Genomic DNA, 17391 nt, shown 5'->3' on the forward strand with positions numbered 1-17391 from the left:
CGTGCGACAGAGATGGCAGGAAGGTTGGCGCGCGTGCACAACGCGGCAGTTCGCGTTCACCGAATACGTTGCTAACGCACTACTGGAGATGAGATGCCGTGGTGTGCAGCGCACTGCAGTGCGACTACGTCGGCATGCTCGCCGCGTCGTCGGTGACGTAAAACTCAACTGAGATAGACGGTCTTGGTTTCGAGAAACGCATGCAGGCCTTCGATGCCGCCTTCGCGACCGATTCCGGAATGCTTGACGCCACCGAACGGCATGTCGATATCCACCCACATGCCGTTGATCGAATGGCTGCCGCTGCGCACGCGCCGTGCGATGCGATACGCGCGATCGACATCCTCGCCATAGACGGTGCCGTGCAAGCCGTAGTCGCTGGCATTGGCCTTGGCGATCAGATCGGCCTCGTCGCGATAGTCGATGAAGCTCACCACCGGGCCGAAGATTTCTTCGCGTGCGATGGTCATGTCCGGTGTGACGTTGGCGAACACCGTCGGCTCGATGAAGAATCCACGCGGCAAATGCGCCGGGCGGTTGCCGCCCATCACCAGCTGCGCACCTTCGGCGCTGCCCTGCGCGATATAGGACTGCACACGTTCCAGTTGCCGGCCAAGCGCGAGCGGGCCCATACCGGTATCGGCGGCGAACGGATCGCCGAGCTTGAGTGCGCCCAGTGCCGCGCAATACGCCTGCAGGATTTCGTCGCGCCGTTGCGCCGGCACCAGCACGCGGGTCAGCGAGAAACACACCTGGCCGGTGATCGGCATGGAGTAGGGCACCAGGCTGGGCAGCACCTTGGAGAGGTCGGCGTCTTCAAGCACGATGGCGGCCGACTTGCCGCCCAGCTCCAGGCCGACCCGCGCCAGGCGTTCGGCGCAGGCCATACCGATCAGTCGTCCAGCCTGGGTGGAGCCGGTGAAGCTGACCTTGTCGACCAGCGGGTGCCGGATCAGCTGGTCGCCGACTTCGCGACCGGCCGGCAACAGGTTGAACACGCCATCGGGCACGCCTGCTGCGCTGATGCATTCGGCCAGGATGTACGCATCGATCGGGGTTTCCGGCGAGGGCTTGGCCACCACCGTGCAGCCGGCGGCCAGTGCGGCGGCCACCTTGTAACAGAGCAAGACCAGTGGCGCGTTCCAGGGCGTGATCGCCGCAACCACACCCACCGGTTCCTGCACGACGTGCACGCGGCCGCCATTGGCGCGTGCGCGTGGCTCCACGAACGGGTGCATGGCGATCAGGTCGCCGTAGTAATCGAACAGGCCGGGCGCCTGTTGCGAGGCGCGCCGGCTGAAACCGATGGTGGCGCCAACCTGGCCGGTCCAGGCTTCGGCCAGTTCCGGCATGCGTGCACGCAGCTGGTCGGCAACGCGCTTGAGTATCAACCCGCGCTCGGGAGGCGACAGCTGAGGCCAGGGGCCGGTGTCGAAGGCGGCACGCGCCGCGGCCACCGCGGCCTCGGTATCTGCGTGCGATGGTTCGGTGTAGCGCAGCAGGCGTTGTTCGGTATGCGGGGCGATTACATCGACATGGCGATCGCCGCTGCTTGCGCGCCACCGGCCATCGATGAACAGGCCCAGCGGCCCACGCGCGGCGATCCCGCGCAGCGTTGCGGATAAGGCTTCCATACTCCCTCCTCGGTGCAGAAAACCACTGGCAGCGCCAGCGATGCGTGGCGTGCACGCATCGCTTCAGGCGCCATGGGACGTGCTAGGCGCTGTTTTTGGTGAGGTCGTATTCGCCCAGGCCGGGCTTGTAGCTCTTCTCGTCGATGAACTGACGGATGCCTTCCTTGCGGGCGTTGTTGTCGAACGAGTTGGCCGCTTCCTGCATACGCACCAGATAATCTTCGGCTTCGTCGTAGGTCAGGGTGCCCACGCGACGCACCGCGTCCTTGGCGTATTTCAACGCGACCGGGTTCTTGCGCAGCAACAGCTCGGCCACTTCGCGCGTGCGGGCTTCCAGCCGTTCCAGCGGCACGCTTTCGTTGACCAGGCGCCATTCGGCCGCCTTCTTGCCGTCGATCATTTCGCCGGTCAGCGTCATCCACATCGCATCGCGCATGGACAGCAGCTCGACCGCCACCTTGGTCACGCCGCCGCCCGGCAGGATGCCCCAGTTGATCTCCGACAGGCCGAACTGCGCCTCATCGGCGGCAATGGCCAGATCGCAGGCAAACAAGGGGCCGAAGCCGCCGCCGAAGCACCAGCCGTTGACCATCGCGATGGTGGGCTTTTGATACCAACGCAGGCGACGGAACCAGCCGTAGGATTCGCGTTGCGAGCGACGCACGCCACGCAGGCCCTGCGCTTCGGTCTCGCGGAAGTATTCCTTGAGGTCCATGCCGGCCGACCAGGCGGTGCCTTCGCCGCCGAGCACCAGCACACCGACGTTGTCGTCGAATTCCAGTTCGTCCAGCACATCCATCATGCGGCGGTTGAGCGCCGGGCTCATCGCGTTGCGCTTGTCCGGGCGTGCGAACTTCACCCAGGCAATGCGGTTTTCGATGCGAACCGATACCACGTCATGCTCGTTCAAGCGGCGTCTCCTTCAAGTCGGGGGCTGCGGGATCAGAGGTCTTCGGCCAACGCGGTCTCTGCCGCAGTCGTCCGCTCCAGCGTGGCGCTGGCATTCAATTTGCACAGCAGGCGGAGCAGGGTTTGCTGTTCGCCGGCCTGCAGGCCGGTGCAGGTGCGCGCAACGGCGCGCGCCAGGCAGGCTTGCGCCACCTCGAGCGTGCGGTGGCCCTGGTCGGTCAGGTACAGGCCCTTGCTGCGGCGGTCGCGGCCGGCCAGGCGTTCGATCAGGCCTTGCTCGGCCAGCGCGTTGGCGATCTTCATGCCGGCGGCGCGATTGACCAGCAGGCGGTTGCCGAGTTCGGTCTGGTCGCAGCCGGGCTGGTCGCGGATGTGGATCAACGCAGTGACGCGTGCCGGGGTGAGATGCAGCTCGGCCAGCTCCTGGCGGGCGGCATGGCTGGACGCCAAGGTGGCCAGTTGCAGTTGGTAGCCGAGGTCTTTGGCAAGTGCCAGGCGAGCGGTCATCGATCCATCCAAATTGTATCCGTTAAATACAATCTAGCCGACCGAAGCGGGCGCTGCAAGAGGTGTTGGCATCGGAACCTGAAGTGCAGTGCGCGCCCGCGTCCTGCTGGCGCGCCTGCCTGCCGCTCAGGTGTGCGGGGAGATCACAGAGTCAGCCAGCCGGCCAACTGCTCGCGGGTCAGGTAACCGCTGTGGCGGGTGTCGAGCGCATCGAATTCGTCGCCCAGCGCGGGGTTGGCCTGGGCTTCGGCACGGCTGATGCGGCCGTCGCCATCCACGTCCATGGCCTCGAAATCGATGCGGTAGCTGCCGACCACGCTGCTGGGCTGGATCGAACGCACGATCACGCTGGATTCGCCGCGCGGGCGCTCCAGTCGGGTCTGATGGGTGACCTCACCGCTGGACAGCGGCTGGGTGCGGATGACATTGGGCACATCGACCAGCGGCATGCTGCTGGCCGGCGTAGGTGCCTGCTGGGCGGAGGCGAGGCCGCAAACGAGCAGCAGTGCGGTACATGTTGCAAGACGGCAGATGGTCATCAGATCCCCCTGATTTGGAACAGCTGGTAAGGATAGAGGCTGTGGGCAGCTTGCGGTGGGTGGCGCGCGCGGTAGAGGCAGCGCATCGCAAGATTCATTACGCAAGCTGGCCGCAGCGCAAGCGCGGAGCCGGGGACATCAACGCTGGGTCTGACAGGGCGACGGCGCGTTGCCGTCGCCCTGCAAGCCACTCAGCCGGGGATGAAGGGAAACACGATCTTGAGCAAGCCCTTCAAGCCGCCTTCTGCCGTGCTGGCCACGGCCTTGGCACCCAGACTGTTGAGTGCGCGACGCACATCATCCCAGCGCAGCTGCGCGATGTCCTTTTTCAACAGATCCGCCACTTCTTCGGCAGTGGGCGTGAGCTTTTGCAATTCGCGTACCGCTGCCTGCGGATCCTGCTGCAGATAGCCCCAGCGTTCGGCGATTTTCAGCAGCGTGTCGAAGCGCACTGCCACCACTTCGCGATTGCGTTCGTATACCGGCAACGCGCCGACATCGAGAATGGCTTGTTCGAACTGCTGGGCGTCGTCGGGATGTTCGATCCGCACCGCCAGAAAACCTTCCTTGCGGCTGCGTTCGCTGACGTGCTTGGCACCGGAGCGCAGGTTGTCTTCGGTGAGCACGTTGGCCACGATGCGCTGCATCGCCGCGTCGCCTTCTTCGGGCACCAACGCGCGCCAACGGGCATAGCCATCGCGACGCAAGGCCTTGACCTTGGCCGAAGTGACACGCAGCTGCAGTGCGACAAGGGCGTTGGAGCTATTGCGCGAGATCGCGCCATCGCGCTCCAGCAGCACGAAGATCAACAGTTCCAGGTCGCGTTTGGTCAGCGACTGAAACCCCTGCAACAGGGTCAGTCGCAGGAATTCGCTGCCAAAGGCGGCCGCGTCCTTGAGTTCGATCGGTTGCATGGGGGAGTCCTCCGCGGGTGACTTGCAGGATGCCAGGATGCTGTTGCGCGGCCTGAGAACCGATGCGACGCGCGCAGCAGTTTCAACGTCCGGTTTCGCGCCCGGGGCGATCGGATCTGAACGTTTCAACTGCGCCGCGATCCTGCAAGGTCACGAACACCTGTTTGCCATCGCTGCCACCGAAGGCGACGTTGCTGGCCTTGCGGCCCTTGAGTGCGATGGTGCGCAGCAATTTGCCTGCCGGCGACACCACCGCGATCTGTCCGGCATCGTAACGGGCGATATATAGATTGCCGTCGGCATCGCAGCGCATGCCGTCCATACCGAAATCGGGGAACGCGATCAGCAGGCGTTTGTTGCGCACGCTGCCATCGTCCAGGCGGTCGTACACCCACACCTTGCGCGACATGCTTTCGTTGACGTACAGGCGCTTGCCGTCCGGGCTGACGTCCAGCCCATTCGGCGTGGTCATGCCCGATTCCAACAGCCGCACTGCGCCGTCGCGACTGATGTGCCACAAGCGGCCGCTGTTGTCTTTCCAGTTCGGGTCGCTGGCATAGAAACTGCCATCGGGCGCCAATGCCAGATCGTTGGGGCCATCGGAATCGGGCAGCGAGGCGAAGGTGCTCACCGCGCGCGTGTGCAGATTCACTTGCAGGATCTTGTGGCTGGTGTAATCGGCCACGTACATCGCGCCATCGCGAAAGCGAATGCCGTTGCCGGTGCTGCCGGCAGGCAAGGTGACAAACACCTCGGCAGTTGCGCTGCCGTCTGTGTGCAACGCGATGCGTGCAATGGTGCCGTCCTTGCCCAGATTCACCGCATACAGTGCGCCGTCCGGGCCCGCGGCCGGGCCTTCGGCGTTATGCGTGAATGCGCCATCGCCAATCAGGTCGCGTGCAACAAATGGCGTGTCGTCAGCGATGGCGAGCGAACTGGACAACAAGAACACCAGTGGCAGTAAACGATGGCGGGCAGCCGTGGTCATGCGGAATCCTCCATAGACGATCGTCGGCAGTGTGCCAGACCGTGCAGCGCGACCATGGCGATGATCACGTGCGATCAAGTAAGGTGCGCGGGCAGTAGTGGATCGGAGCAGCCGATACATCAAGGCGTGTCGTCGAGCCGATGTGGCTGATGCGTGCCATGTCGTGCACGCGTCGCAATGTCCGATGCGCTGACGCTGCCTGCATGAGGCCGCTGGTCAAACGCTGGTCGCTATTCTCTCTACGAAGGAGGTTTGCATGTCCGTGGAATCCTTGACGCGTCGCCGCCTGCTTGCCGCCTTTGGCAGCGCCGGCATCCTGCTTGGCGCACCTGCATGGGCGTTGCCGAAAAAGAAGCCTGGAAAACCGCTCAATGTGGCACTGGCCGGGCTGGGAAGTTATGCCAGCGAGCAACTCGCGCCGGGCCTGGCTTTGACCAAACACTGCAAGCTGGCAGGCATCGTGACCGGCACGCCGTCGAAGATTGCGCAGTGGCAATCCAAGTACGGCATTGCCGATCGCAACGTCTACAACTACGACAACTTCGACCGTATCGCCGACAACGACGACATCGATGTGGTCTATATCGTCACGCCGACTCACATGCATGCACCGCTGGCATTGCGTGCGGCGGCGGCCGGCAAGCACGTGTGGTGCGAAAAGCCGATGGCGATGCATGCGGGCGAATGCGAAGCGATGATTGCGGCCTGCAAACGCAACAAGGTGGCGTTGACGATCGGCTACCGCATGCAGCACGAACCCAATACGCGGCGCCTGATTGCGATGGCCGGCGAGAAGCCGTTCGGCGCGATGCAACGCGTGCGTGCCGAGGCCGGTTACAACGGCTATCGCGATACGACCAAGGCCGATCGCCCGTGGCGGCTACGCTCGGAATTCGGTGGCGGTGCGATGTACGACATGGGCGTTTATCCGCTCAATGCCGCGCGTTACACCGTGGGTGCCGAGCCGCTGGCAGTCACCGCCAAGCGCTGGACCGACCGTCCCGAGTTGTTCGACGAGGTCGACGAGCATATGGATTTCACGCTGGAATTTCCCAATGCCGTGCGGGCGGCGTGCAAGACCAGCTTCGGTGCCAACATGAATGTGCTGCGCGCCGACTGCGAGCGCGGCTGGTACGAGCTGTCGCCGTTTCAGAGCTATCAAGGCGTCACCGGCAAGGCCAGCGACGGCCGCGTCTTCGATGCCAAAGTGCCGCATCAGCAGGCCTTGCAGATGGACGAAGACGCATTGGCGATCATGCATGGCACACCGTTGCGCGCCCCGGGCGAAGAAGGCTTGCGGGATATCCGCATCGTCGATGCGATCTACCGCTCCGCGCGCGAAGGCAGCAAGCGCATCGTGCTGTAAGTCGGCAGGTTTCGGCGGTCGCTGGGCCGCCGAAACAGTGAAGCAGCAAGTCGTGGCAATGGGCGACCGGAGCATGGGGGCGGACGCTTCCAGCAGCTTTCAAGATCCACCACCAGCCACCGCTGTTCCACTTCCATTCCAGCGCCTGTGCACGTCAGGCACAGCGCTCAGCGCGCAATGACTGGCGCAAGTCACGGTGAGAATGTGCCGGCAACGCGCCGATCAAGCGCTTCTACGAATCCCGATTCTTGAACTCCCGCATCCCCGCATCTGCTCCAGCGTCTGCATGCGCATCACAAACACCGTGCTCACCGCGCAATGACTGCCGGAATCTACGGCCAACACATGCAAACAACACGCCGACCAACCGCTTCTACCGCTCCCCAATCCCAGCTCAGCTCAGTCGCGCATCGCCAGCACGGTGATCTCCTCCCGATCGTGATACAGCTGCTTGGCACGCACGGTCAGCGATTTTTCGGCCTGCTGTTCGAATAAATCCAGGCACAGGCGCGTCTCGTCCCAGCGCTTTTTCATCGGCAGCTTGAGGTTGAAGATGGTGTGGCGGCACCAGCCTTCGCGCACCCAGGTGGCCATGCGTTCGGCCACGCGGCGCGGTTGCTCGACCATGTCGCAGACCATCCAGTCGAGCGGTTGCGCCGGCTTCCAGTGAAAGCCGTCGGCGCGCAGATGTTCGACCAGCCCGGTTTCCAGCACATGCTCGCGTAGCGGGCCGTTGTCGACACTGGTGACATGCACGTGCTGGCGGGTGAGTACCCAGGTCCAGCCGCCGGGCGCGGCGCCCAGATCGGCCGCGCGCATGCCGGGTTTGACCAGACGCTCGCGTTCCTCGGGCGTGAGCAGGGTGAGCAGCGCTTCGTCGAGCTTCAGTGCCGAGCGCGATGGCGCTTCCGGCAGCAATTTCAGCCGCGGAATGCCCAGTGGCCACGGCGCACTGTCGTCGGCATCGGCCACCGCCAGCAGTGCGTGGTCGCCATCGAGAAAACACACATGCAAGCGCGGCAGTCGCGGTTGCGGCTTGTCGGTGAGCAGGCCGGCCTTGCGCAGTGCCGGGCGCAACGCATTGCCGAAGCTGCGCGCCAGGCCCGCCAGCGGTTTGCCGGCGTCCGAATCCGGGTGCTCAACCCACAAATCGCCAAAGCGCGCTTGCCCTTCCAGCGCGGCCAGGATTGGAGTGATGCGGTCTTTGGGGTCGATGCCCTTGAGCTCGGCCAGTACCACCAGTTTCTGTCGCGCGAAGATCAGCTCGCGCCAGGGCAGCTTTGCCGCCAGTTGCGCGGCCTCATCGCAGACGAACAGCACATAGCCATCGTTGCGCTGCGTACGCGCATAGCCGGCGATGCCGACGAACGCGGCGCGCGCACTCAGTTCGGCCGCCAGTTCCGGCTCGAAGCCTTGGCGGCAATAACACAGCAGACCGCTCATCGCAGCGCTCGCAAGGACAGGTCAATAATGATCACCGCCGCCCTCGCCGTAACCACGCAGCACCGCGCAGGCCTGTTCGCGTTGCACATCGCGGACCACCTCGATGCCACGGCGGGTGAGCTCGCCCACCCAGTCAGCAGGCAGCGGGCCTTCATCGAATTGAGTCAGTGCCATCACGTCTTCGGCGCGTGCGCCGATCAACAGCCGGTCGATACCGGCCCACACCGTGGCGCCATAGCACTGGCAGCATGGCTGCGCAGAGGTGGCCAGCGTCACCGGCGACAGCACATCGTTCAAGCGTGGCGTCTGCAGGCGCTGTTGCGCGAGCATGTAGGCCATGTTCTCTGCATGCGCCAGCGAGGTATTTTGCGGCACCACGCGGTTGACCGCAGCCGCGATGATGTGATGATCCGGGCCGAACACGACAGCGCCAAACGGGCCGCCGCTGCGCGCTTCCACGTTCATCCGCGACAGCGCGATGGCCAGCGCCACCTTGTCGTCGTCGCCGGGATAGGCGCGGCTGGCGTCTACAAACTCATGAATCCAGGCGGGCAGGGTGAGGTGGACTTGCGCGTAGAGCATCAGTGGACCGGTTGCTGAGACGGATCAAGGTCTCAGTGTATCGGTCGTTGCCCGCGTTGCGGCACATTGGCCGGAAACGCACTGGCAGGCGTCGATCGGGCGGAAGCCGCAGACGCCCATCATGCCGCTGGCCCGGCATTGCGCCGCGACGGCCTTGGGATTGGTGGGGCTGTTGACGTTGACGCAGGCCGGCGACGCGCCGCAACAGCTGCCCACGTTCTTGACCGTGCAGTCGGCATCGGTGCGGCAGGTGGTATCCACCTGAGCGAGCTTGATCGGCGAGGCCGCCGGACGGGTTGCCGCTTCGGTGGGCGGTGCAATGACACAGCCCATCAGAACCACGGGCGCGATCAGGAACAGAGTGCTCAGACACCAGGACAAGGCACGGGACATGTGGCTGCTCCGATCACGGTAAGTAAGTTTCATGGTAAGTCCTGGCCGCCGCAACTGTGGTCCGCATGCCACCTGACGCGTCGCAGAGTGCCCGGCCGGGTGACGCACTGCGCCATTTGCCGGTCACAACGCGCGCAAGAGCGAGCCGGCCGTAGAAGGGCGCACCGATATGCAGTGCTGAAACGCGCATTGGTCATCGCAATGGCGGGCGCTGTCGCAGGCAATCGCCATCCGCTGGTCGGAGCTGCCGATTTTTGCGACGTCATCATCGATGACGGCGCAGCGCAGAGCTGCAGCGGGTGGCAAGCGCCAGCTGCTGCATGCTTTCGTCGCGGTCAGCGTTGGGCAGCTCGGCGTCCGGCGGGTTGGGGACGAACATGCACAGCACGTCGGCCGGAGTGACCGCTTGTACGTCTTGCTGCGGCTTCGAGCAGCCCGCCAAGCCGATCGAAAGCGAAAAGACGGCTCCGTAGAGTGCTCGCTGGCCTGATTGTGGGAGGCACATGGCGGTGTTCCATTGGAGACAGCGTGCAATCTAGGCCGATGCGCGCGCAGGTCGGTTGCGTCAATTCGCTTCCGCATGCAGCGCTGCGCACCACAGCACGCCGACCAGCAAACAGGCGATCGCGGCCAGCTCCAGTGGCGTAGGCAGCCGCATTTCCCAGGCAAAGCCGTACAGCAGCGCAAACACGGTTTCGAACACGATCATCTGCCCGACCAGGGTCAGCGGCAGCACGCGGCTGGCGCGGTTCCACAAAGCATTGCCGATCACCGACGCCAGGATGCCCAGCAGTAGCGAAACGCCCCAGAAACTGGCCCAGTCGATCGCTGCATGCGCTGCGCTGCCGATCAGCGCCGCCGGCGCCAGCAATGCGGCCAGCGCCCCGGTGACCACGCCGGTCAGCAGCGACCAGTCGCCACCGGACAGGTCGGGACGGCGGCGCAACCAGCGCGCATTGGCGATCGAATATGCCGACCACGAGACCAGTGCACCGATTGCGCACAGCAAGCCGGCGATGCGGGTGAGCCTGTCGCTTGCCTGTTGTCCGGAGTCGTCCTGCACGGTGTCCAGCGCGACCAGCGCCACGCCGATGACGCAGAGCACGCACGGCGCGGCAAGCTGCCGCAATTGCACCGCGCCGGCCGCGCGCGTGCCGATGATGGTGACCACCACCGGCAGCAACCCGATGATCAGCGCCGTGGCCGCGCTACCGGCCCACTGCACGGCGCTGCCTAGCAATATGTAATAAATCAGATTGCCCATCAGGCTCAGACGGACCAGCGCCCACCACTCGGCACGGCCCAGCCGGGCGGCGGTTTGTCGTGCACGCGGTGCCAGCACCAGCGCGGCCACCGCGCCATACGACAGGTAGCGCGCTACCGCCAATTGCAGCGGCGTGAACGCCGACAACAACTGCGGTGCCAGAAACACCAGTCCCCACAACGCGCCCGCACCGATGCCGCAGGCCACGCCCATCATCAGGCGCTCACGCATCGTGCGTCTCCTTCATGCCATGCACTGCAGCGTGCAGTGCGGCGCAGCGTTGATCAAGCTCGCCGATCACGCATGCTCGCTGCCGTGAGGTGGTTGTCTGTGGCGATAAAGGGGTCAACAGTCGTGTGCCCGTAAGCCGCGTACCCAATGCGATCTGGCATTGCTCTCAGCGATCATTCGATTGCCGACGTGGTGCCGGATGATTGGCCGCCGCGTCCACGGGTGGGCGTTGTGGCCCACGGCACCGCAGCGATCAGCCGCCGGATGGCCGAAAGCGGGTTGTTCGAACAAAGTGGGCGAACGATTCCATGCCCACATCCAGAACAGCTGGCAACACTACCGTGCAGCCGCCAGACGGGCGAGGTCGGTACCCGGCGTGGCATGTGCCGCTTCTACACTCCGGTGCTGAGTGCGCCGTCCGCGCCCACCTCACGATTGCTCGCTATGTCTTGTTCGCCGCTCCAAACACGCAGCGACGCCTGCCTTGCAGCAAGCATCGCCGACGTGGCTGCCGCGATCACTTGGCCCAGGTGTCGCGCAAGGTCACGCTGCGGTTGAACACCGGCGTGGCCGCGCTGTGGTCGCGGCGGTCGGCCACGAAATACCCGGTGCGTTCGAACTGAAACGCCTGCTCCGCTGCCGCCTGCGCCGCCGACGGTTCCACATAGCCGTGCACGCTGCGCTTGGACTCGGGGTTGAGGTAGTCGCGGTAGGTCTTGCCGTCGGATTCGTCGTCGGGCTTTTCCACCGAAAACAGACGGTCGTACAGGCGGATTTCCGCTTCCACCGCGTGCACTGCGCTGACCCAATGGATGGTGCCCTTGACCTTGCGGTTCGCGCCTTCCATGCCCGGGCGCGACTCTGGATCCAGCCAGCCGCGCAGCTCGACGATCTGCCCGGCGTCGTTCTTGATCACCTCATCCACGCGCGCGATGCCGGCGCCACGCAGACGGATCTCGCCGCCCGGCACCAGCCGCTTCCAGCCCTTGGGCGGGACTTCGGCAAAATCCTCGCGCTCGATCCACAGCTCGCGCGCGAACGGCACCTCGCGTGTGCCGAAGCTCTCGTCCTTGGGATGATTGGAGAACTGCAGTGTCTCGGTATGGCCGTCGGGCAGGTTGGTCAGCACCAGCTTGAGCGGGTCGATCACCGCCATGCGGCGCGCGGCGGCGGCATCCAGATCGTCGCGCAGGCAGCCTTCCAGTACCGAGAAGTCGATCAGCGAGTTCTGCTTGCTGATGCCCACCCGGTCCACAAACAGCCGCATCGCCGCCGGCGTATAGCCGCGCCGACGCAGGCCTTGCAGCGTGTACATACGCGGGTCGTCCCAGCCATCCACCAACTGTTCTTCCACCAGCGCGGTGAGCTTGCGCTTGCTCATCACCGTGTAGTTGATGTTCAGGCGCGAAAACTCGATCTGGCGTGGCTTGGCGGCTTCGCGCGGCAGGCCCTTGTCCAGCAGCGGCTGCAGCAGCGCTGGATGCCCGGCCAGGTCCACCTTGTCCACGCACCAGTCGTACAACGGGCGGTGGTCTTCGAATTCCAGCGTGCACAGCGAGTGGGTAATGCCTTCCACCGCATCGCCCAGCGAATGCGCAAAGTCGTACATCGGATAGATCGGCCAGGCGTTGCCGGTGTTCTGATGCTCCACATGCTTGATGCGGTACAGCGCCGGGTCGCGCAGGTTGATGTTGCCGCTGGCCATGTCGATCTTGGCGCGCAGCGTGCGTGCGCCATCGGGAAATTCGCCTGCGCGCATGCGGCCGAACAGGTCAAGGTTTTCTTCGACGCTGCGCTCGCGGTACGGCGAATTGCGGCCCGGCTCGGTCAAGGTGCCGCGGTATTCGCGCACCTGCTCTGCACTCAGATCGCAAACGAACGCGTGGCCGTCGCGGATCAGCTTCTGCGCGGCCAGGTAGTACACCTCGAAGTAGTCCGACGCGTGGCGCAGCTGCGCCCATTCGTAGCCCAGCCAGCGCACGTCGTCCTGGATGGCGGCGGCAAACTCGGGGTCTTCCTTGGCCGGGTTGGTATCGTCCAGGCGCAAGTTGCACAGCCCGCCGAACTCGGCTGCCAGGCCGAAGTCCAGACAGATCGCCTTGGCGTGGCCGATGTGCAGGTAGCCATTGGGCTCGGGCGGGAAGCGGGTGCGGATGACCGTGTGCTTGCCGCTGGCCAGGTCCTCGCGAACGATCTGACGGATGAAGTCTTTCTTCTCCGCCGGGGCGGTGGCGTCGGTGGCTGGAATCTCGGACATGCGGGGCATCGGCAATAAGTAAACCGCAAGTTTAGGCGGTGGCACCGGTTAGGGGTAGGCGGCTGGGCGTGTTGCGTGGTCGGCGGGTGTTTTCTGTCGCCGCTCGGCCCATCAGCCGGCCCTGTTGTCCCGGCCACTGGCGCCATCCGGTGGTGCGATGGGCATTCTCCAGGGTCGCAAGGTGTGGCGGGCAGTGATGCGCTTGCGATGCTGCGTGAAAGGCGCTGGCAGCGCCCGATCGTCCACCGCTGGCGGTCGCCGGCCCCGACGCGTACGCTGCGCCGACCCTCTGCAGCGAGCTGCGCATGCCTTTGCCCCGCCTGGTGATCGGCGACAAAACCCTGTCTTCCTGGTCGTTGCGACCGTGGCTGCTATTGCGGCATTTCCAGGTGCCGTTCGAGGAAGTCTGCCTGCCGCTGGACACGCCCGAGTTTCAGTCGCGCATCGCCGGGTATTCGCCCACCCGCAAGGTGCCGGTGCTGTGGGACGACACCCTGCATGTCTGGGATTCGCTGGCGATTTGCGAATACATCAACGAACGCTGGCTCGACGGCCGCGGCTGGCCCGCGGACCTGGCGGTGCGTGCCCAGGCGCGCGCGGCTGCGGCCGAAATGCATTCGGGCTTTGCCGCCCTGCGCACGCAACTGCCGATGGATCTAGCGCGTCCGCCTGGTCCGGCGCAGTGGGATGCGGCGGCCGAGCGCGACATCACCCGTATCCAGGCGTTATGGGCCAGTCTGCGCGCCGAGCACGGCCATGCCGGCAACTTCCTGTGCGGCGAATTCGGCATCGTCGATGCGATGTATGCCCCGGTGGCGCTGCGCTTTGCCAGCTATGGCGTACCGCTGTTCGAGGCCGCCGGCGATTACCTGGCCGCCCTGGATGCGCTGCCGGCGCTGCGCGAATGGCGCAACGGCGCAGAACGCGAACGCGCGGAGCGCGGCTGATGCAGATCGCCTATCGCGCCAGTCACATCATCGATGCGCATCTGGCCAAGCACGCGCTGGAAGATGCCGGCATCACCGCCTTCGTGTTCGGCGAATCGCTGCTGGGTGGCGCCGGCGAATTGCCGGCCTTCGGCGTGCTGCAGGTGTGCGTGGCCGACATCCATCTGAGTCAGGCGCAGACCGTGCTGGCCGAGATCGGCCTGTGCGGCGAGGTCACCCGCGCGCTGTAGCGTTGCAGGAGCGCACCCGGGCGCGATGTGGCGTTTATCGGCAAAGCCCCATCGCGCCCAGGCGCGCTCCTACGACGCGCAGGCATCATTCCGGCTGACGCCATCCTGGCGGCGCGGCCTCTGGCGCAGCCAGCGCGCGCAGGCGTTTGAACAGCACCGTGGTTTCGGCCACGTTCCAGACCCGCAGCGCGACTTCGAAGGTATCCAGCGGCTTGGTCAAGAAGTCCTTGGCGCCCAGGCCCAGGGCGCGATGGCGCGCGCTGCGGCTGGGGTCGGCGGTGAGCACGATCACCGGCAAAAAATGCCCTGGGTCGGAGAGCCGCGCCAGCTGCTCCAGCAGCGCGTAACCGTCCAGCTCGGGCATCTTCAGATCCAGCAGGATCAGGTCCGGCGCGAATGCCGACACCAGCCCCATGACCCGCAGCGGGTCGGTGGTGGCGATGACCTGCTGAAAGCCTTCGCGCTGCAGCAGGTCTTCGAGCAGCCGCACATTGGCCGGCTCGTCGTCGACGATGAGGATGCGGGAGCCCAAAATTTCGTCGCGTGTCATGCCAGCAACCTGTCGATCACGGTGAAGAATTCCGCCACGTCGAGCGGTTTGGTCAGATACGCACGCACGCCCTGATTGCCGACGCGCGCCAGGGTGGCGGTGGTGGCATCGGCGCTGATCACCACCACCGGCACCTGCGCCGTGGCCGGTTGCGCCTGCAACTCGCGCAACAGCTCCTCGCCGTTGCCGTCGCTCAGGTGCAGATCCAGCAGGATCAGATCCGGCACGCCGTGCTGCAGCAAGTCGCGCGCCTGCGCCAGGCTGGCGGCTTCGAGCAACTGCCATTGCGGGCGACGCTCGGTGAGGGTGCGGATCAGCGCCTGGTTGGACGGATTGTCCTCGATGCTCAGCAGCCGGCACACCCCACTGCCGCTGGTGCTGGGCGGCAGCAGGGTGCGAGCCGGCTCGCTGCGTTGCGGCTCGCCCTGCGGCAGCGAGATCCAGAACCGTGCGCCATCGCGGCTGCTGTCCACGCCGATCTGCCCACCCATCGCCTCGATCAAACGCTTGCTCAGTGCCAGGCCCAGACCGGTCCCTTCCACCGCCGAGCGCTCGGCACCCAGTCGCTCGAACGGCGTGAACAAGCGCTCGATCTGCGCCGGCGTCAGCCCCGTGCCCTGGTCGGCCACGGTGATGCGCACCTGTTCGCCATCTGCCTGTGCGGTGACCTGCACCTGGCCGCCGGGGCGATTGAACTTGACCGCGTTCGACAGCAGATTGAGCAGCACCTGACGCAGCCGCTGCGCGTCGGCGCGGACCGTCCACGGCCCTTCGATGGCGGCCGGCTGCAACGCGATGCCGTACTTGTCGGCATCCGGCGCGATCAGGCCCAGCGCTTCGTGCACGGCGGCGCGCACCGAGATGGGTTCCGGGCTCAGATCCAGTTGATCGGCTTCGATCCGCGCGATGTCCAGCAACTCGGTGATCAGCCCCAGCAAGTGCCGGCCGGCGCCCAGGATGTGCTGCAGATGGCGGCGGTGGCCCGGTTCGGGCAGGTCCATTTCCAGCACCTGCGCATAGCCCAGAATCGCGTTGAGCGGCGTACGCAGTTCATGGCTGCTGCGCGAGAGAAATTCGGTTTTCGCGCGGTTGGCGGTTTCTGCCTCGCGCCGTGCCAGTTGCGCTTCGGCCGCGCGTGCGGCCAACAGTTCGCTGGCCTGCGCCAGCCGCTGGCCGACCTGGCCCAACTCATCGCCGGCGCGCGGTTGCGGCGCCAGCGGCAGGCCTTCGCCCAGGCGGTCGGCGTTGGCCGCCAGCGTGCGCAGCCGCCCGGACAAGGCCGAGGCGAACCACGCCACCGCAAACACCGCGCCCAGGCCGCCGAGCATGGCCGCGCTCAGGGTGATGATCAGATTGCGCTGGCGCAGCCCTTGCGCCTTGGCGGTGCGCACTTGCAACTGCGCGGTTTCGTAGTTGCGCAACTCGCGCAGTTCCGCACGCAGGATGTCGAGCTTGTACTTGCCGTCCCAGAGCTGACGGATCTCTTCTTCGCGGCTCAGGTCCGGGGCCAGCAACCGCCGCCAACCCTGCATTTTTTCCGCAAACAGCGGCTTGATGCGCGCAAACCGTTGCGCCTGCACCGGGTCGGTGATGCGTTGCGAGAGCCGTTCGGCCACGCGTTGCAACCGCGGTTCGGCATCGCGGTAAGGGGTAAGGAATTCATCGCGGCGCACCAGGCGATAGCCGCGCACACCTGCTGCGGTTTCGGCCAATAGCGCATGTGCTTCGTACAGATCGCTCAACACTTCCAAGGTTTGGCGCACGTCGTTTTCGGCGGCGATGTTCTGCCGCTCCACGCTGTAGATCGCCATCAGTGCCACGGCCAGCAACAGCAGCGGCAGGGTCACCACCGCCAGGCTCTTGCGGGTGATCGGCCAATCGTTCCAACGCACCGCCAATGCATTCATAGCGCGAGTCCGGCTTGGACCGCGTACACCGCGGCCTGGGTGCGATCTTTTACCTCAAGTTTCTGCAGGATTCGCTCCACATGCACTTTTACCGTGCCGGGAGAAATCCCCAGTTCAGCTGCGAGCGTCGCGTTAGTGAGTCCGCGCGGGAGCAGTGAGAGCACCTGTTTTTCGCGCTTGCTCAGCGCGCTGAGGCGGTCGTCCTGCATCGGTTTGCGCCGACGCGTGGCGATCGGCTTGGCCGGTTCGGCCACCATCGCCGGCAGCAGCAGTGCGAAGGCCTGCAGCGCCTGAACGTCGTCGTTGCCGGGCGCGGGGCGGTTGTCGTTCCAGGCCACGCACAGCATGCCGTGGGTCGTTCCCAGTGCATGGATCGGCACCTTGGCCTCGCGTATGTCGCTGGGGCGCGGCGGCATCAACCAGGCGGCTTCGTGGCCGTCGCCGGCCGCACTGGCACCGGGCGGCAGTGCCCGCCCGCGGCTGGCAAGCACTTGCGCGCGCGGTTCGCGCTGCGCCAGCACAGCACCGTGTTCCAGGCCCAGCAACAGCAGCACGCGGCCAAGCACTGCATCGCAGGCGTGCTCGGGCGTGTTCGCCTGACGCAGCGCCACGGCCGCCTCCCATAACGCCTGCCAACGTGCGCTATCGGAGGCCTCGCGTCGCAAGCTCAGGCGCCAATCGCCAGCATTGGTAGGGGTTTCCATGGGTTCGCTCTAGGCCGATCAGCATA

Annotated in this window: 18 protein-coding genes and 1 other RNA gene; 4 read left to right on the forward strand and 15 right to left on the reverse strand. The window is 65.4% G+C overall.

All coding sequences use genetic code 11. The features are described from left to right. Positions 1 to 164: 164 nt before the first annotated feature. From ACCQ06_RS05115 to ACCQ06_RS05140, 6 genes are all read right to left on the reverse strand, one after another. Complete coding sequence (locus ACCQ06_RS05115) at positions 165 to 1634, reverse strand: aldehyde dehydrogenase (RefSeq protein WP_316690620.1); 1470 nt, start codon at positions 1632 to 1634, stop codon at positions 165 to 167. Between the two features lie 82 nt (positions 1635 to 1716). Then, entirely contained in the window at positions 1717 to 2544 is an 828-nt protein-coding gene (locus ACCQ06_RS05120; protein WP_104614933.1) for a p-hydroxycinnamoyl CoA hydratase/lyase, read from the reverse strand. Positions 2545 to 2576: 32 nt separating this feature from the next. After that, on the reverse strand, positions 2577 to 3050 hold the full coding sequence (locus ACCQ06_RS05125) for a MarR family winged helix-turn-helix transcriptional regulator (RefSeq protein WP_104614934.1): 474 nt from the start codon (positions 3048 to 3050) through the stop codon (positions 2577 to 2579). A gap of 143 nt (positions 3051 to 3193) precedes the next feature. Next, positions 3194 to 3589, reverse strand: coding sequence for an EF-hand domain-containing protein (locus ACCQ06_RS05130; RefSeq protein ID WP_228324357.1), 396 nt, complete (start codon positions 3587 to 3589; stop codon positions 3194 to 3196). Between the two features lie 191 nt (positions 3590 to 3780). Next, on the reverse strand, positions 3781 to 4503 hold the full coding sequence (locus ACCQ06_RS05135) for a hypothetical protein (protein WP_115512455.1): 723 nt from the start codon (positions 4501 to 4503) through the stop codon (positions 3781 to 3783). A gap of 82 nt (positions 4504 to 4585) precedes the next feature. Further along, a complete protein-coding gene (locus tag ACCQ06_RS05140) occupies positions 4586 to 5491 on the reverse strand; it encodes an SMP-30/gluconolactonase/LRE family protein (protein WP_104614936.1) in 906 nt (301 codons plus the stop codon). 256 nt (positions 5492 to 5747) lie between these two features. Here ACCQ06_RS05140 and ACCQ06_RS05145 point away from each other — a divergent pair, with 256 nt between their 5' ends. Next, complete coding sequence (locus tag ACCQ06_RS05145; protein ID WP_104614937.1) at positions 5748 to 6857, forward strand: Gfo/Idh/MocA family protein; 1110 nt, start codon at positions 5748 to 5750, stop codon at positions 6855 to 6857. Positions 6858 to 7256: 399 nt separating this feature from the next. Here ACCQ06_RS05145 and rlmM read toward each other — a convergent pair whose 3' ends face one another. The 5 genes from rlmM to ACCQ06_RS05170 all read right to left on the reverse strand — a co-directional run bounded on the left by rlmM (position 7257) and on the right by ACCQ06_RS05170 (position 10770). Next, the gene (gene rlmM / locus ACCQ06_RS05150) at positions 7257 to 8300 is read right to left on the reverse strand and encodes a 23S rRNA (cytidine(2498)-2'-O)-methyltransferase RlmM (protein ID WP_228324356.1); all 1044 of its coding nucleotides are present in this window, start codon (positions 8298 to 8300) and stop codon (positions 7257 to 7259) included. 21 nt (positions 8301 to 8321) lie between these two features. Next, a complete protein-coding gene (locus tag ACCQ06_RS05155) occupies positions 8322 to 8882 on the reverse strand; it encodes a nucleoside deaminase (protein WP_104614939.1) in 561 nt (186 codons plus the stop codon). 24 nt (positions 8883 to 8906) lie between these two features. Further along, positions 8907 to 9275, reverse strand: a complete 369-nt coding sequence (locus ACCQ06_RS05160) for a hypothetical protein (protein ID WP_104614940.1) — start codon at positions 9273 to 9275, stop codon at positions 8907 to 8909. Between the two features lie 265 nt (positions 9276 to 9540). Next, positions 9541 to 9780 (reverse strand): hypothetical protein, encoded by a 240-nt coding sequence (locus ACCQ06_RS05165; protein ID WP_146091650.1) that lies wholly within the window; start codon positions 9778 to 9780, stop codon positions 9541 to 9543. Between the two features lie 60 nt (positions 9781 to 9840). Beyond that, entirely contained in the window at positions 9841 to 10770 is a 930-nt protein-coding gene (locus ACCQ06_RS05170; protein ID WP_104614941.1) for a DMT family transporter, read from the reverse strand. 381 nt (positions 10771 to 11151) lie between these two features. Here ACCQ06_RS05170 and ACCQ06_RS05175 point away from each other — a divergent pair. Then, positions 11152 to 11228: non-coding RNA, sX9 sRNA (locus ACCQ06_RS05175), on the forward strand. Positions 11229 to 11287: 59 nt separating this feature from the next. Here the strand turns inward: ACCQ06_RS05175 and ACCQ06_RS05180 are convergent. Next, positions 11288 to 13027 carry a glutamine--tRNA ligase/YqeY domain fusion protein gene (locus ACCQ06_RS05180; RefSeq protein WP_316690629.1) on the reverse strand — a complete coding sequence of 580 codons (1740 nt, stop codon included), beginning with the start codon at positions 13025 to 13027 and terminating at the stop codon, positions 11288 to 11290. 305 nt (positions 13028 to 13332) lie between these two features. Between ACCQ06_RS05180 and ACCQ06_RS05185 the strand changes: the two genes are divergently transcribed. Both ACCQ06_RS05185 and ACCQ06_RS05190 read left to right on the forward strand, forming a co-directional pair. Beyond that, entirely contained in the window at positions 13333 to 13974 is a 642-nt protein-coding gene (locus ACCQ06_RS05185; protein ID WP_228324055.1) for a glutathione S-transferase family protein, read from the forward strand. Continuing rightward, complete coding sequence (locus tag ACCQ06_RS05190) at positions 13974 to 14204, forward strand: putative signal transducing protein (RefSeq protein WP_104614944.1); 231 nt, start codon at positions 13974 to 13976, stop codon at positions 14202 to 14204. The genes ACCQ06_RS05185 and ACCQ06_RS05190 overlap by 1 nt, the downstream gene beginning before the upstream one ends. Before the next feature lie 85 nt (positions 14205 to 14289). On the opposite strand, the gene ACCQ06_RS05195 is transcribed toward ACCQ06_RS05190, so the two are convergent. From ACCQ06_RS05195 to ACCQ06_RS05205, 3 genes are read right to left on the reverse strand one after another with little or no spacing between them, the layout of a single operon-like run. Continuing rightward, on the reverse strand, positions 14290 to 14754 hold the full coding sequence (locus tag ACCQ06_RS05195) for a response regulator (protein WP_104614945.1): 465 nt from the start codon (positions 14752 to 14754) through the stop codon (positions 14290 to 14292). Continuing rightward, positions 14751 to 16661, reverse strand: coding sequence for an ATP-binding protein (locus ACCQ06_RS05200; RefSeq protein ID WP_316690631.1), 1911 nt, complete (start codon positions 16659 to 16661; stop codon positions 14751 to 14753). Before ACCQ06_RS05200 ends, ACCQ06_RS05195 begins: the two co-directional genes overlap by 4 nt. Continuing rightward, positions 16658 to 17365 carry a helix-turn-helix transcriptional regulator gene (locus ACCQ06_RS05205; protein WP_316690632.1) on the reverse strand — a complete coding sequence of 236 codons (708 nt, stop codon included), beginning with the start codon at positions 17363 to 17365 and terminating at the stop codon, positions 16658 to 16660. Before ACCQ06_RS05205 ends, ACCQ06_RS05200 begins: the two co-directional genes overlap by 4 nt. Between the last annotated feature and the right edge of the window lie 26 nt (positions 17366 to 17391).

This window comes from Xanthomonas sp. NCPPB 4467 (assembly GCF_041475665.2).
Lineage (GTDB): Bacteria > Pseudomonadota > Gammaproteobacteria > Xanthomonadales > Xanthomonadaceae > Xanthomonas > Xanthomonas dyei.

Coding starts and splice junctions, on each gene's coding strand:
- ACCQ06_RS05115 (WP_316690620.1), bottom strand. CDS start 1,634: ATGGAAGCCTTATCCGCAACGCTGCGCGGGATCGCCGCGCGTGGGCCG.
- ACCQ06_RS05125 (WP_104614934.1), bottom strand. CDS start 3,050: ATGACCGCTCGCCTGGCACTTGCCAAAGACCTCGGCTACCAACTGCAA.
- ACCQ06_RS05130 (WP_228324357.1), bottom strand. CDS start 3,589: ATGACCATCTGCCGTCTTGCAACATGTACCGCACTGCTGCTCGTTTGC.
- ACCQ06_RS05135 (WP_115512455.1), bottom strand. CDS start 4,503: ATGCAACCGATCGAACTCAAGGACGCGGCCGCCTTTGGCAGCGAATTC.
- ACCQ06_RS05140 (WP_104614936.1), bottom strand. CDS start 5,491: ATGACCACGGCTGCCCGCCATCGTTTACTGCCACTGGTGTTCTTGTTG.
- ACCQ06_RS05145 (WP_104614937.1), top strand. CDS start 5,748: ATGTCCGTGGAATCCTTGACGCGTCGCCGCCTGCTTGCCGCCTTTGGC.
- rlmM (WP_228324356.1), bottom strand. CDS start 8,300: ATGAGCGGTCTGCTGTGTTATTGCCGCCAAGGCTTCGAGCCGGAACTG.
- ACCQ06_RS05155 (WP_104614939.1), bottom strand. CDS start 8,882: ATGCTCTACGCGCAAGTCCACCTCACCCTGCCCGCCTGGATTCATGAG.
- ACCQ06_RS05160 (WP_104614940.1), bottom strand. CDS start 9,275: ATGTCCCGTGCCTTGTCCTGGTGTCTGAGCACTCTGTTCCTGATCGCG.
- ACCQ06_RS05165 (WP_146091650.1), bottom strand. CDS start 9,780: ATGTGCCTCCCACAATCAGGCCAGCGAGCACTCTACGGAGCCGTCTTT.
- ACCQ06_RS05170 (WP_104614941.1), bottom strand. CDS start 10,770: ATGCGTGAGCGCCTGATGATGGGCGTGGCCTGCGGCATCGGTGCGGGC.
- ACCQ06_RS05180 (WP_316690629.1), bottom strand. CDS start 13,027: ATGTCCGAGATTCCAGCCACCGACGCCACCGCCCCGGCGGAGAAGAAA.
- ACCQ06_RS05185 (WP_228324055.1), top strand. CDS start 13,333: ATGCCTTTGCCCCGCCTGGTGATCGGCGACAAAACCCTGTCTTCCTGG.
- ACCQ06_RS05190 (WP_104614944.1), top strand. CDS start 13,974: ATGCAGATCGCCTATCGCGCCAGTCACATCATCGATGCGCATCTGGCC.
- ACCQ06_RS05195 (WP_104614945.1), bottom strand. CDS start 14,754: ATGACACGCGACGAAATTTTGGGCTCCCGCATCCTCATCGTCGACGAC.
- ACCQ06_RS05200 (WP_316690631.1), bottom strand. CDS start 16,661: ATGAATGCATTGGCGGTGCGTTGGAACGATTGGCCGATCACCCGCAAG.
- ACCQ06_RS05205 (WP_316690632.1), bottom strand. CDS start 17,365: ATGGAAACCCCTACCAATGCTGGCGATTGGCGCCTGAGCTTGCGACGC.